Annotated in this window: 17 protein-coding genes; all 17 read left to right on the top strand. The window is 46.6% G+C overall.

The window, feature by feature from the left end; genetic code table 11:
* Window positions 1-13: 13 nt before the first annotated feature.
* The 17 genes from Q0V21_RS19330 to Q0V21_RS19255 all read left to right on the top strand — a co-directional run bounded on the left by Q0V21_RS19330 (window position 14) and on the right by Q0V21_RS19255 (window position 12,369).
* Window positions 14-1,171, top strand: a complete 1,158-nt coding sequence (locus tag Q0V21_RS19330) for a phage major capsid protein (protein ID WP_301880172.1) — start codon at window positions 14-16, stop codon at window positions 1,169-1,171.
* Window positions 1,172-1,206: 35 nt separating this feature from the next.
* On the top strand, window positions 1,207-1,551 hold the full coding sequence (locus tag Q0V21_RS19325) for a hypothetical protein (protein ID WP_301880170.1): 345 nt from the start codon (window positions 1,207-1,209) through the stop codon (window positions 1,549-1,551).
* 53 nt (window positions 1,552-1,604) lie between these two features.
* Entirely contained in the window at window positions 1,605-1,853 is a 249-nt protein-coding gene (locus Q0V21_RS19320) for a hypothetical protein (RefSeq protein WP_440176127.1), read from the top strand.
* Window positions 1,840-2,205, top strand: coding sequence for a phage head closure protein (locus Q0V21_RS19315; RefSeq protein ID WP_301880167.1), 366 nt, complete (start codon window positions 1,840-1,842; stop codon window positions 2,203-2,205). The genes Q0V21_RS19320 and Q0V21_RS19315 overlap by 14 nt, the downstream gene beginning before the upstream one ends.
* Before the next feature lie 3 nt (window positions 2,206-2,208).
* Entirely contained in the window at window positions 2,209-2,595 is a 387-nt protein-coding gene (locus Q0V21_RS19310) for an HK97 gp10 family phage protein (RefSeq protein WP_301880165.1), read from the top strand.
* 5 nt (window positions 2,596-2,600) lie between these two features.
* On the top strand, window positions 2,601-2,921 hold the full coding sequence (locus Q0V21_RS19305) for a hypothetical protein (RefSeq protein WP_301880164.1): 321 nt from the start codon (window positions 2,601-2,603) through the stop codon (window positions 2,919-2,921).
* 5 nt (window positions 2,922-2,926) lie between these two features.
* On the top strand, window positions 2,927-3,511 hold the full coding sequence (locus tag Q0V21_RS19300) for a major tail protein (protein ID WP_301880163.1): 585 nt from the start codon (window positions 2,927-2,929) through the stop codon (window positions 3,509-3,511).
* Window positions 3,512-3,616: 105 nt separating this feature from the next.
* Window positions 3,617-3,982, top strand: coding sequence for a hypothetical protein (locus tag Q0V21_RS19295; RefSeq protein ID WP_301880162.1), 366 nt, complete (start codon window positions 3,617-3,619; stop codon window positions 3,980-3,982).
* Between the two features lie 202 nt (window positions 3,983-4,184).
* The gene (locus Q0V21_RS19290) at window positions 4,185-4,499 is read left to right on the top strand and encodes a hypothetical protein (protein ID WP_301880161.1); all 315 of its coding nucleotides are present in this window, start codon (window positions 4,185-4,187) and stop codon (window positions 4,497-4,499) included.
* Window positions 4,500-4,535: 36 nt separating this feature from the next.
* Window positions 4,536-4,679, top strand: a complete 144-nt coding sequence (locus Q0V21_RS32885; RefSeq protein WP_367620536.1) for a Com family DNA-binding transcriptional regulator — start codon at window positions 4,536-4,538, stop codon at window positions 4,677-4,679.
* 40 nt (window positions 4,680-4,719) lie between these two features.
* Complete coding sequence (locus Q0V21_RS19285; RefSeq protein ID WP_301880159.1) at window positions 4,720-9,174, top strand: phage tail tape measure protein; 4,455 nt, start codon at window positions 4,720-4,722, stop codon at window positions 9,172-9,174.
* Window positions 9,175-9,182: 8 nt separating this feature from the next.
* Complete coding sequence (locus Q0V21_RS19280; protein ID WP_301880632.1) at window positions 9,183-9,740, top strand: phage tail domain-containing protein; 558 nt, start codon at window positions 9,183-9,185, stop codon at window positions 9,738-9,740.
* 5 nt (window positions 9,741-9,745) lie between these two features.
* Window positions 9,746-10,141, top strand: coding sequence for a phage tail fiber protein (locus tag Q0V21_RS19275; protein WP_301880157.1), 396 nt, complete (start codon window positions 9,746-9,748; stop codon window positions 10,139-10,141).
* 13 nt (window positions 10,142-10,154) lie between these two features.
* The gene (locus Q0V21_RS19270; RefSeq protein WP_301880156.1) at window positions 10,155-11,315 is read left to right on the top strand and encodes a tail fiber protein; all 1,161 of its coding nucleotides are present in this window, start codon (window positions 10,155-10,157) and stop codon (window positions 11,313-11,315) included.
* An 11-nt stretch (window positions 11,316-11,326) separates the two neighbouring features.
* On the top strand, window positions 11,327-11,614 hold the full coding sequence (locus Q0V21_RS19265) for a hypothetical protein (protein ID WP_301880155.1): 288 nt from the start codon (window positions 11,327-11,329) through the stop codon (window positions 11,612-11,614).
* 50 nt (window positions 11,615-11,664) lie between these two features.
* On the top strand, window positions 11,665-11,796 hold the full coding sequence (locus tag Q0V21_RS19260) for a hypothetical protein (RefSeq protein ID WP_301880154.1): 132 nt from the start codon (window positions 11,665-11,667) through the stop codon (window positions 11,794-11,796).
* Window positions 11,797-11,850: 54 nt separating this feature from the next.
* Window positions 11,851-12,369 carry a phage distal tail protein gene (locus tag Q0V21_RS19255; RefSeq protein ID WP_301880153.1) on the top strand — a complete coding sequence of 173 codons (519 nt, stop codon included), beginning with the start codon at window positions 11,851-11,853 and terminating at the stop codon, window positions 12,367-12,369.
* Window positions 12,370-12,388 lie beyond the last annotated feature (19 nt).

Here is a 12,388-nt window from a genome sequence, read left to right as displayed (position 1 = left end):
GAGGTCATTAAAAATGACAATGAAACTTAATCAGCATACTGACGCTTACGAAAACGCAAAACTGAACTATGCCAACGTGGTGAAGAATGAAGCATCAACAAACGAAGAAATTGAGACAGCTTGGGTTGCTATGCAGGATGCACTTGTAACGTCACTGACGACTCAAATCACAAACCAAGTGTCTGCTAACAATTTGGACAGCGTAGTACTGGCCCAACGAGGCGTCAACGTATTGACTGCGGAAGAAAAGAAATTCTTCAACGCGGTTGTACAGTCAGATGGATTCACAAATGAAATTATCCTACCTAAAACCATTGTTGAACGAATTTATGACGACCTGACAACCGAGCATCCACTACTATCGGTTATCAATTTCCAAGACCTTGGCACAGTCACACTTACGGCAATTACTTCTGAATATGAAGGCGCTGCTGTGTGGGGGCCTATCTTTGGAGACATCAAAGGTCAGTTGAATGCGGTATTTAAGCAAGAAAGTATCACTCAATCTAAATTGACAGCTTTTGTTGTGCTGCCGAAAGACCTTAAAAGGTTCGGGCCGACATGGGTAGAAGCTTACGTCCGTGCACAAATTACCGAAACTTACGCTGTTGCCCTTGAAAGTGCGGTCATTAACGGAGCAGGGCCAGTAAAGCATCAACCAATTGGACTGATCCGTGATTTATCTGCAGCTGTGGACCCTACAGCGGGACACGCCAAAAAAGCCATTGCCGGAACGTTGACGCTTACTGATGCTGCCAAAACAATTGAAGAATTTGCAGGAATCGGAGAATTGCTATCAGTAAAGCAAGATGGTAAGCCGCTGAATGTAGACGGGAAAATTGCATTAATCATTAACCCATCTGATTCTTGGAAAATGCGCGGTAAATTTACAACCAGGAACGCCACTGGTGCTTATATCACAAATGTTCCTTTCGACTTTCAAATCATTCCTTCCGTATTCGCTACAGCAGGCGAAGTAGTGGCCTTTGTAAAGGATCGCTATGACGCATATCGTGGTGGTGGTGTAGAGGTCACAGAGTACAAGGAAACCCTTGCTCTGGAGGATTGCAATCTGCATGTGGCTAAGACATTTGCTTTCGGTAAACCGCGTGACAATAAAACTGCAGTAATTTATACGCTTGATCTAAGTAGCGGCGTAGACACTCCTTAATTGGGGTGTCTAACTTTTTGAGGGGAGGGAATTGCATGAGTTTACAAGCTAAAGTAGTCAACCGGTTCCAAGAAAACGGTCACGATGATCGAATCTATCAACCTGGTGAGATTTATCCAGCAGAGGGGTATGAGTCCGATGATGATCGTATCTTTTATCTTGCGGAGATTCACCCGAAGTACAACAAGATTTATTTGGCTGAGGTTCAGGAGATTGAAAGTGCCGCTGGACCCGTGAAGGATTCGGCCGTAAAGGAACAGGATGATACCGAGAAGACGTTCCCGCATCATGTCGGGGGCGGAACCTACGAACTCTCCAACGGCGAGAAAGTGAAGGGGAAGGAAGAAGCCCTTGCTGCTGAATCTGCCCTGAAGGAGTGATTCTGGTGGCCGGAATTGTTACGCAAGAGGTTGTAAAGGAATTTTTGGACAGAATGCACCTGGATGACGAGGAAGATGGGAACCTGTTGAGGATTCTCAAAGCTTCGAACGATGACTTGGTAAGGGTTTGTGGTGATTACGACATCCAAACACATGAAGTTTTCAAAGAGCTGGTGTTCGAGCGCTCCCGGTACGTCTACAACGATGCTCTGGAGTACTTTAACATCAACTTTTTGACTCAAATCAACAATCTCATGTTGGACAAGGCTTTAAGCGAGGTTGATGCAGATGAGGGACAATAAATACAACGCCAACAGCCATAGCGGCAGATTCAACAAGCGGATCACAGTCATGGGCCCGGTTATTATCAAGGACGATATCGGGAACGAGTCAGAGGCGTTCAGTGAATTGCGCACGCTCTGGTCCATGGTCAAAACAACCAAGGGATCTGAATTCATGGCGGCAGCTCAAAACAACACAGAGCATGTCACTAGATTTGTGGTCCATTACTCAAAGGCGCTGGACGAGCTGTTTGCGGAAAAGAAAACGCGGATCGAGATCCGGTTTAAAAACGTGACGTACGATGTGAAAAGTATCATCAATGACGATGAGTTGAACATCACGTTCACCATTATCGCTGAAGGGAGGCTTTAAAGCATGGTCTCGCTTGATGATCTAGCGAACGAAATCACTTCAGCTGTAAAGGCGTATACGGAGGATGTTACAAGAGGGATAGAAAAGGAATTAGACAAGACATCAAAACAACTCACTAAAGAAATATCGGTGAATTCTCCGAAAAGCAAAGGTAAAAACAGCGGTAGATACGCAACCGGATGGACCCGTAAGAAAATGAACGAAGATGGCGCGGTAAAGTATATCATCCATAATAAAAAACGCGGTAGCTTCGCTCACTTGTTGGAATTCGGGCACGCAAAACGAGGTGGTGGTCGCGTTCCTGGGAAACCGCATATTTTGCCTGCTTATGATCACGCAGAACCAGAACTCGTGAATAGAATTAAATCTATCGTCCGTAATGGAGGATGATGTGGATGAACCAAACAGAACTCTATCAAGGCCTTGAAGCGATTGGATACCCAGTCGCTTATTCGCATTTCAAAACAGAACCAAAAGCGCCGTATCTGGTATACCTATTTGCCTATGACGGTGATTTTATGGCCGACAATATAAACTTTCTTGAAGTACCTAATTTTCAGGTGGAGTTGTACACCGAAAAGAAAGATTTGGTGGCGGAAGCGAAAGTTAAAGGCAAACTCAAAGAAATGCAGTTACCATACAGCTCGGTCGAAACATATCTGGAAAGTGAAAAGTTGTTCCAGATGGTCTTCACAATTCAATTAATCGGAGGGTGAAATATATGTCAGAAAATAAAGTAACGTTTGGTTTGGACAAGGTACACATTGCGTTTTTCGATGATGCTGTTACCGAGCAGCCAGCTTGGGAAGTTCCGATTCCAATTCCTGGTGCAGTTCGTTGGGCGCCAGAGGCTCAAGGTGAGGCTTCTACCTTTTACGCCGATAACACTGCGTATTTTGTAGCAACAAGCAATAACGGTTATACAGCTGAACTGGAAATGGCCTTGATTCCTGATGAAGTCAAAGTCCGGATGTTCGGATGGAAAATTGACGATAACGGACTATTGGTGGAAATTTCAGATGGAATGCCTGAGAAGTTTGCTCTCTTGGGTCAGGTCTTAGGCGACAAGAGAAATCGCCGGTTCGCTTACTACGATTGCCAGGCGTCTCGGACAGCAAAAGAGTTGACGACCAAAGGTGAATCAATTGAGATCACGGGAGAAACGTTGTCGGTAACCGTATCGCCAATTGAATTGGATGGTGTGAACATTGTCAAGGGTGATCTAGAACTGAGTGCAACGAACGCTACACAGTTTAATTCCTTCTTTACGAAAGTTTACACACCAACATTCACCGCGGGGGAGTAAACGCCTCTAATGCCATGTTAAGCCCGTCTGACGATGAGGTGCAGCCGGGTGCAACGGGGGCGGATGACCTCGACTTATCCAAAATAGAGAATGGAGACGATGAAAATGCGTGAACTTACAATCGGGAACCAAACAGTACGGGTCAGAGCAACCGCTCTGGCTCTTCTTTTTTACAAGAAAGAATTTAAGACGGATTTGCTTGGCGACATGATGAAAATGGTCGGTGGGGATTCGGACGGTGGTGAAGTTGACCCAACCAATATTGATATGCTATCTAATCTGCAAATGGTATGGGCCATGGCAAAAGCAGATTCTTATGGCAAAGAGTTTCCGAGTTTCGAGCCATGGTTGGCCTCTCTGGGCGACGACTTGGATTTATCCGACCCAGCGTTCTTGGTAGCGGCCTTGGAGGAAGCCACAGACGGCTTTTTTCGTAAAAACAACGGGGTCAAAGGCGGAGTCGCAACCTAACGAAGAATCTCGTCTGGAACTGGATCTAATAGCGATTGGTAAACGGGTTGGGCTCAGCTTTGAAGAGTTGAACAATCTGAGTTGTGGGGATCTAATTGATCTCGCTAAAAGTTTTACGGGCAACGACAAAAAAGACGATGGTCCAAGAGAAGCTACTCAGGCAGATATCGATGCCTTTTATGGCAAGTAGGAGGACGACCGAATGATGAAAGTGGAATGCAATGATGGTTGTGGTCAGGAGTTCGTGTTGATCAGCTATGGCAAAGAGAAAGTTACTCCGAAAGTGGATCGCGTGGGTTTCTCTTGTCCTCATTGCGGCCATGTATACACTGCTTATTATGAGAATGAGAAAATCAGGACATTGAATGCATTGATAACAGTTCTGATGGAACGTCCTGCAAAAGGCGGAATGACTGAAAAGCAAATTGAAGCCCTTGACATTCGTATCTCCAATATAAAGAAAAAGGTGTCTGTTGAGATGGAAAGGCTGAATAAAATGGTTGAATCAAAAACCTAAGCGATTTGCAACTTGTTATGACTGTGTGGTGATTTTATGGATCTAAAAGAAGCGAGATGCCCACACTGCGGGCATCTTTTATTTTATGCGAGGGTAGCGGATGTTGAAATCAAATGCATGCGCTGTAAACGTGTTGTGCAAGTGAAAATTAAGGAACAGAGCGAGCCGCACATTAAGTAGCGAGCCAATGCCTGCCTGGAACATAGGGTAGGTGGGCTGTGTGGCAGAAACCATTAAAGGGATTAACGTTGTCATCGGAGCGGAGACGTCCGGTTTGGGCAAGGCGCTTGCCGATGTCAACAAAAAATCAAGAGATATCCAGTCGGAGCTAAAACAGGTTGAAAAGCTCCTGAAGTTTGACCCTGGAAACACCGAGTTACTTGCTCAGAAACAAAAGTTGCTTGCCAGCTCCGTTAGTAACACTCAAGAAAAGTTAAGCCGATTGAGGCAAGTACAGGAGCAAGTTAATCAGCAATTTGCACGTGGAGACATTACAGAAGGTCAATACAGGGCTTTTCAACGTGAAGTGGCTAAAACAGAGCAAGAGCTTCAGAATCTGAATAATCGTTTGGAAGATACGACTCGTGAGATTGGCGATCAAGGGAAAAAAGTAAGCAAGCTTGGTCAAGATTATAAAGAATCGTTTGAACAGGCTAAGCAGGCAATGGGAAATTCCTTTGAGCAAATGAAAAAGGTTGGCGCGGGGATTACTGCCTTTGGGGGATTGCTTGCTGGAGCTCTTGGTGTCGCCGTAAAAAGCGCCGCAGACTTCGAGCAGGGTATGGCAAATGCTTATTCTGTTATGGATCCGGCTGAGGTTAGCAAATTCCGTGGTGAGTTAGAACAATTGGCGATCACTATGGGCGCAGATACCAAATACAGCGCAACCGAAGCGGCTCAGGGTATTGAGGAGCTTATCAAGGCCGGGGTAAAAGTACAAGATGTCATGAATGGTGGGCTATCGGGCGCACTCTCTTTGGCTACTGCTGGCGAATTGGAACTGGCGGACGCTGCTGAAATTGCCTCTACTGCTCTTAACGCTTTCAAAAGCGACTCTCTTTCCGTGCAGGATGCGGCCGACATACTAGCCGGGGCTGCTAATGCTTCAGCAACAAGTGTATCAGAATTAAAATTCGGATTATCTCAATCGGCTTCCGTTGCTGCATCGGTTGGTCTTTCTTTCAAAGACACTGCCACTGCACTGGCTGCATTTGCTCAAAATGGCCTTAAAGGGTCGGACGCGGGTACATCTCTCAAAACGATGCTTATGCGTTTGCAGCCAACTACAGCGGATGCGTATGCAACGTTTAAAGATTTGGGCTTGTTAACATTGGATACGTCCAAGGCAATGGAGTACTTGGCAAAACAAGGAATCAAGCCTGCGGAGATGAGCATTGATGGTATTACCCAGGCACTAGCGACGTACTTGGCGCGCGCTGATGGCGCAAAAACAGTTACAGGCAAGTATTTCAAAGAGGCCAAAGCCATGGCAGAGGCCAATGGTTGGGTGTATTCGTCATTTTATGATGCCAACGGTTCTCTGAAGGATATGTCCGAAATTGCTGGGCTCCTGAATGAAAAGATGTCCGGTTTGAACGACATGCAGCGGCAAGCGGCCATGAATACGATGTTTGGTTCAGATGCTATCCGTGCTGGTAACATCTTGTATAAAGAGGGTGCGGAGGGGATCGACGCTATGGCGGCGGCCATGGATAAGATCGATGCTCAAATGGTTGCTGCGCAGAAGATGGATACCCTTAAAGGCGCGCTTGAAGAACTGAGCGGAGCTATGGAGACGGCACAAATCACCATAGGGCAGGCACTTATCCCTGCATTGCGGACAGCAGCAGGCGTGATGCAATCTGTCGTTGACGTGTTTAACCGATTCCCGGAAGGCGTCAAAACGTTTATTGCTATTGCGGGGGCAATAACGGCAGCACTGGCTCTCATTGTTGGTCCGTTATTGATACTTATTGGTTTCATACCTCAGATTGCCGCAGGGTTAACGATGCTCACACCGATGTTCACTGCCCTGTGGGCGGCCATTACTGGTCCAATCGGCATTGTTGTGGCGGCAATCGCGGCTGTTGCGGTAGGGCTGACATACCTGTACAAAACCAATGAAACGGTGAGGGACGCGCTTAACGCAGCATGGACTGGCATTAAAGCAGCGGCCGAAGCTGTTTTTGGTGCGCTCAAGTCGTTTTGGGCAACGTGGGGCGGAGAGATCACCGGACTGTTCAACACACTTTGGAACGGCGTCAAGCTTGTCTTTAATACGGTGCTAAAAGCCTTGTCCGAAGTTGTGAAATCCATCTTTGCCGGGATTAAGTCATTCTGGGCCACGTGGGGCAATGACATTACGATATTCTTCAAAGCTACCTGGGCAGCTTTAACATTGATGTTTAATACCGTGTTCAAGGCTTATTTCGAACTGATCAAGTTTATCTTTAACGAGATTAAAGCGTTCTGGGATAAATGGGGTTCAACAATCACAGCTGCATTCAAAGGCGTCTTTGAAATCCTTAAGACTATATTCAGCACGACATTCAATGTGATTTTCACGGTCATTAAAACCATTTTCAATAACCTGAAGGCGTTTTGGGATACGTGGGGAGCCACCATTACAACGGTCTTCCGAACGGTGTTTAACGTGGTGAAATCCGTCTTCTCGGGTGCTTGGAATGCCATCAAGATTATTGTGGATACTGTGATCGGTGTAATATCGGGCATTATCAACACATGGTTGGCCATCTTTAAAGGTGATTGGGCAGGGGCGTGGAATGCAGCCAAGGGCGTAACCGAAACCGTCTGGAAGGGTATTGCAGGCATCTTCAAAAATGCGTTCAATACGATGAAAGATATCGGGAAGAACATCATTCAAGGTCTGGTGCAGGGTATCGCGAATATGAAGGATGTCGTTGTCCAAAAGGCTAAGGAAATTTCGGAAGCCATTGGCGGATTCTTCAAGAAGTTTTTCGATATTCACTCACCATCGAGACTCACAACCGGATACGGGGAAAACATCGGCCAAGGTTTGGCTAACGGTATCAGTAACAAATCCAAGACAGCAGCCAAGGCTGCCAAGGATACGGCAACCAAAGTCAATAAGGCTTTCAAAGATGCTTTTGCCACAGCCCAGTATAACTTCAAAATGGGCAACGTTGATACAGCCGGTTACGTGGCGGCCTTGCAAAAGATCAAAGACCAGTACGCCAAAACGTCTGCCCAGGTTCAGAAGGTCACGCTTGAGATTAAAAAGGCCCATGAGCAACAAACCAAATCGGCTGAAAAAGCGGCCAAGGATTCCTTCGCGGCTTCCAAAGCGTACATTGATGCCAGGGCTTCCACAGGAAAGGCTACACTCCAACAGGAACTAGCGATGTGGGAGAAGGTTCAGGCCAAATACAAAGCCGGGACCACGCAGTACATTGCAGCAGAAAAAGAAGCGTATAAAATCAAACAGGAAATCGCTAAAGCAAGCTTCGAGTCTTCAAAGGACTATATCGAGAAAGCGGCAGCGGCCAACGAAATGTCTCTTGCTCAACAGCTTGCTGCCTGGGAACGGGTTCAAGCGAGGTACAAGGCTGGATCTGCTGAATCAAAAGCAGCTGAAGAAGCGGCAGGCAAAGTTAAGTTGGAGATTTACAATCAACTGACTCAAGCCAGTGAGGACTTCTTAGCGAAAACCAAAGAGATTAACGCAAATGTCGCAGCTGAAGAGTTGCGGCTAAATGGCGTGTATGAACAGGCTGTAGAACAGCGAGCCAAGGCAATCAACGACTTTGCAGGATTGTTTGATGAGGTTGTTGCTAAATCGGAAACATCCGGTCAACAGCTACTGGACAACCTGCGGGGCCAAGTCGACTACTTGGCTACATGGGCATCAAATATTGAAACTTTGGCGGCGCGAGGAATAGACAAGGGCCTGCTTGAGGAATTGCGGCAGATGGGGCCAAAAGCGGCTCCTGAGTTGGCGGCACTGAACACACTGACAGACGAACAGCTTGCCGAGTATACAAACCTCTGGCAAACGAAGTCGGCAGAATCCCGAGCTATAGCGGTTCGGGAGCTCACCGGATTACGCGAAGATACCAATAAACAAATATCTCAGTTACGAGTGGATGCGGCAACGCAAATAGACGGACTCAAGGCAGACTTTGATGCAAAAGTTAAAGCGATACGAGTTGGTACGACAAACCAGTTCAATGCGATGAAGGCAGACTTGCCTACGATCGGGAAACAAGCGATGCAAGGGTTGCTTGATGGTCTGGCATCTATGCAGGGTGCGGTGCAGGCGAAAGCTAAGGCAATTGCAGATTCTGTCCGGACAACCATGCAAAAGGCGCTGGACATTCACTCTCCATCTCGTGAAATGGCGTGGATCGGGGAGATGGCTGGGGCCGGACTGGTTCAAGGTATGGCAAACATGATGTCAAACGTTCAGAATCAGGCGAGGGATATGGCACAAGCGGTTCAACCTTCCGTGGGTAATTCAAATGGAACAGATTCAACAGGAATGGGGCCCGTGACACTCAATATGGAAGGTATATTTGCCGGGACAATCTTTAACGTTCGAAGGGATGAAGATATCCGGGCAATCGCCAAGGAACTGGCTGCAGAAATGTTTATGATGGCTCAGCAGGCAACGAGAGGAACAGGAGGTGCAAGATAGTGCATGAAATGATATGGCTTGGCGGGAAGTCCAACATAGAGTTGGGCTTCTTGGTGCGTGGCACGTCCAAGCGCCCGGGTCTACCTGATACGGTGGATCGAACACTGAACATCCCTGGACGTAATGGACAATACAATTTCGGGGCTGATATCGGGGCAAGGACGTTCGTTTACGATTGTGCAATGATTACCAAGGACTATATGGCTCTACAGCAGGCCGTTATGGGTTTGTCTTCTCATTTAGTGGACAGCTACGGAAAACCTCGCAAACTCGAACTGAGACAGCGAGAGAGGCCAAATCAGGCGTTCGCGGTGCAACTGACGGGTGGTTTTGATCCTGACAGAATTATGGGACTCGGGATGTTCTCACTCTCTTTGATTGCCCATGATCCATTTGCTTATGGCTTGGAACAGATTGAAGAGACTTTAATCACGACATCACCGCACAAGCAGCAGATTGTCAGTCAAGGGAATGTCCGAACGGCACCATTGATTGTAATCACGAACCAAGGAACCGTACCTTTGAGCCATTTACGTATAACGAATGAATATTTATTAGAGGGGTGACACGCATGAACATATCCTTATACTTGGCAAATGCTATACTTAACCACGTTTTCAGAAACATTCCTTATACAAGTCCAGAGAATATTTATGTAGCCTTATACACTACAAACCCAACAGCGGCCGACACAGGCCAAGAAGTATCAGGCGGTGGATATACGAGGCTGAAAGTTGTTTTCGGTCCACCTGCTACTGAGGGAGGGAAACCAACCATCAAGAATGCGGCAGACATTGCTTATGCAATTGCCACTGCATCGTGGGGAACGGTTTCTCATATTGGCACACGAGACGCCTTAACAGGAGGCAATCTTTTGTACTTCGGTCCTTTAGAATCACCGCGTAGTATACTGGCAAATGACGTTTTCAAACTATTGACCGGAAACATTGTACAGACACTTAGTTAAGGAGGAATGACCAATGCTTGAAATCATGTACCCAGCTGCGGTCAATAGCAGGCAGACCGAGCTAGCGGCAGACATTAACGATAGCCAAACCAGTATCACGGTATTAGATGGATCTGTATTACCTCCAGCGCCCAACCAATTGACGATTGGGACGGACGAAGCAGCAGAAACGATACTTTACACCGGAAAGACCGGAAACGACCTAACAGGTGTAACTAGGGGGTTTGAGGGTTCGACTAAATCTTGGGTTGCGGGAACGAAAATAGCAAGATTCTTTACGGCATATGATCACGATACATTCCGAGGAAACATCACTGACCTGGATCAACGATTAAACAATATTGTAATACCTGATGCTTCCCTGACCGAAAAAGGGATTGTGCAATTGTCTGATGCTACTGATGGTTCTCGGAGCGATGTTGCAGCAACGGAGAAAGCTGTTGGACTGGCTTTTCAAGCTGGAGTTGAGCGGAAAGCGGAAGTGGTTGCCGCGCTTAACTCCATAGGTGTATCGGCATCCACATCAGAAACGTGGGATCAACTTATTTCTAAAATAGCTGCGGTTATTCGTGCAACGGGTTCAGCTACATCAGCACAAGTTTTGACCGGAGTTACGTTCTCGAATGGAACAGGGAATAACCGCGCTGGAACCATGGCCGATAATGGGGCTATTACAAAAAACATCACTAATCAAAACGAAGCGTACACAGTCCCCGAAGGTTATCATAACGGGGCTGGTATAGTACAGGCAATCATAACAAATTTAGCCGCAGGAAATATCAGGTCCGGCGTGTCCGTTGGCGGGGTGCCTGGTACGTTTACTGGTTCGATTTCTGCAGGAAGCGGCCCGATTTTCAGACGAACTAATTACGCGAATAACAATTCTAGTACACCGTACGAGGTGGTTGGCATTGTATTTAACTTGCCAGGGACAATACGAATCTCGTTTGACTTGTACACATCATCTACTAATGCTCGCGCCCAAATATATAAAAATGGGGTTGCTTTCGGCACACTCCGAAGCTCAAGCTCATCAACACCAACAACATATGTACAGGATATAACCTTTATTGCTGGTGATAAAATTTCTGTTTATTTATGGGCACTTGGATCATCTGCGTCGATAGAAAAGATAATTTATGGTACTAATCTTTTGACAATAACGCAAGAGTAGGAGGTTGACGGATGAAAATAGTTTTGGAATATAAAACTCAAGCTGAACGCGAACGACTCATTGCAGAGAATGCACATAAATTTCTCGTGGAAGAACGCAATATCATTGATGGGAATTTCTTGGTTTTTGCAGATGAAACCCCACCTGTCCCTATAGTATATGTGACTGTACCGCAAGAGGAGTTTGAATCAATCAAGCAAGATAGCACACTCCTGAAAGCACAGAGCAAAGCATTGTCTGACCGTGCCGAATTCACAGATGAAGTAATCGCAGAAATGGCGTTGGAGTTATACAAGTGATCCGGCGTTTCTTATTCTGGCTTCTTTTAAGCTTGGAAGGAGGTGATACCATGGTAGCTATGTTCTTTGCACAGCGTGTGATTCTGGGTAAAACCGAATACAGAACAATCCCTCCAACTCTTCGCGATCAAGTAAACGAGATCCTAATTGACAGTGGAGTTGAATTCTTAATTACGGAGTAACCGGCACGCCAATTATGGAGCGTGTTTTTATTTTGTCCAGAAGGAGGGAAGGCCGTGTTTAACCGGGGAGCATTTAACCGAATGGCATTCAATCGGCAGATATCCGTATTCGTCTTCGGTCGAGCGGTACTGAACGGAGTGGGAGGGTTAACCGCTTCTTCCAGTGCCGAAATGACAGGAACCGTGATTATGGACGGTGTGGGCGAACTGCATGCGGATTTCGTCCGTGAAATATCCAATGCGGCGAAGTTGGACGGTGAAGGCGGCCTTTCTGCTACCTTCATCCGTGAACGACTACAAAAAGCAATCATGCATGGGGTCGGTACACTGAAAGCAAACGGTAGCCGGTTCCATGTTGACTATATAGATTACGTTGGACCGATAAACCCAGGCGACCGGATCATCATTGATTCCAAGAACCTGAAGGTTACACATAACGGAAATAATGCCTTGTTCAATATGGATGGGAATTTCTTCGATTTGAATCTCGGCAACAATACAATCACGTATACGGACCCGGATACTGGCCGATCTGTGTTAATGCGGATTACATTCCAGGATCGATTCGTATAGGAGGGTTAACGTGTTCAAG

It is taken from the genome of Paenibacillus sp. 11B, assembly GCF_030487755.1.
Taxonomy (GTDB): domain Bacteria; phylum Bacillota; class Bacilli; order Paenibacillales; family Paenibacillaceae; genus Paenibacillus; species Paenibacillus vandeheii.
This window is presented reverse-complemented; position numbering and strand designations above follow the sequence as displayed.

What these genes read in the sequence shown, in the direction of transcription:
- Q0V21_RS19330 (WP_301880172.1), top strand. Translation starts at nt 14, where the DNA reads ATGACAATGAAACTTAATCAGCATACTGACGCTTACGAAAACGCAAAA.
- Q0V21_RS19325 (WP_301880170.1), top strand. Translation starts at nt 1,207, where the DNA reads ATGAGTTTACAAGCTAAAGTAGTCAACCGGTTCCAAGAAAACGGTCAC.
- Q0V21_RS19320 (WP_440176127.1), top strand. Translation starts at nt 1,605, where the DNA reads ATGCACCTGGATGACGAGGAAGATGGGAACCTGTTGAGGATTCTCAAA.
- Q0V21_RS19315 (WP_301880167.1), top strand. Translation starts at nt 1,840, where the DNA reads ATGAGGGACAATAAATACAACGCCAACAGCCATAGCGGCAGATTCAAC.
- Q0V21_RS19310 (WP_301880165.1), top strand. Translation starts at nt 2,209, where the DNA reads ATGGTCTCGCTTGATGATCTAGCGAACGAAATCACTTCAGCTGTAAAG.
- Q0V21_RS19305 (WP_301880164.1), top strand. Translation starts at nt 2,601, where the DNA reads ATGAACCAAACAGAACTCTATCAAGGCCTTGAAGCGATTGGATACCCA.
- Q0V21_RS19300 (WP_301880163.1), top strand. Translation starts at nt 2,927, where the DNA reads ATGTCAGAAAATAAAGTAACGTTTGGTTTGGACAAGGTACACATTGCG.
- Q0V21_RS19295 (WP_301880162.1), top strand. Translation starts at nt 3,617, where the DNA reads ATGCGTGAACTTACAATCGGGAACCAAACAGTACGGGTCAGAGCAACC.
- Q0V21_RS19290 (WP_301880161.1), top strand. Translation starts at nt 4,185, where the DNA reads ATGATGAAAGTGGAATGCAATGATGGTTGTGGTCAGGAGTTCGTGTTG.
- Q0V21_RS32885 (WP_367620536.1), top strand. Translation starts at nt 4,536, where the DNA reads ATGGATCTAAAAGAAGCGAGATGCCCACACTGCGGGCATCTTTTATTT.
- Q0V21_RS19280 (WP_301880632.1), top strand. Translation starts at nt 9,183, where the DNA reads ATGATATGGCTTGGCGGGAAGTCCAACATAGAGTTGGGCTTCTTGGTG.
- Q0V21_RS19275 (WP_301880157.1), top strand. Translation starts at nt 9,746, where the DNA reads ATGAACATATCCTTATACTTGGCAAATGCTATACTTAACCACGTTTTC.
- Q0V21_RS19270 (WP_301880156.1), top strand. Translation starts at nt 10,155, where the DNA reads ATGCTTGAAATCATGTACCCAGCTGCGGTCAATAGCAGGCAGACCGAG.
- Q0V21_RS19265 (WP_301880155.1), top strand. Translation starts at nt 11,327, where the DNA reads ATGAAAATAGTTTTGGAATATAAAACTCAAGCTGAACGCGAACGACTC.
- Q0V21_RS19260 (WP_301880154.1), top strand. Translation starts at nt 11,665, where the DNA reads ATGGTAGCTATGTTCTTTGCACAGCGTGTGATTCTGGGTAAAACCGAA.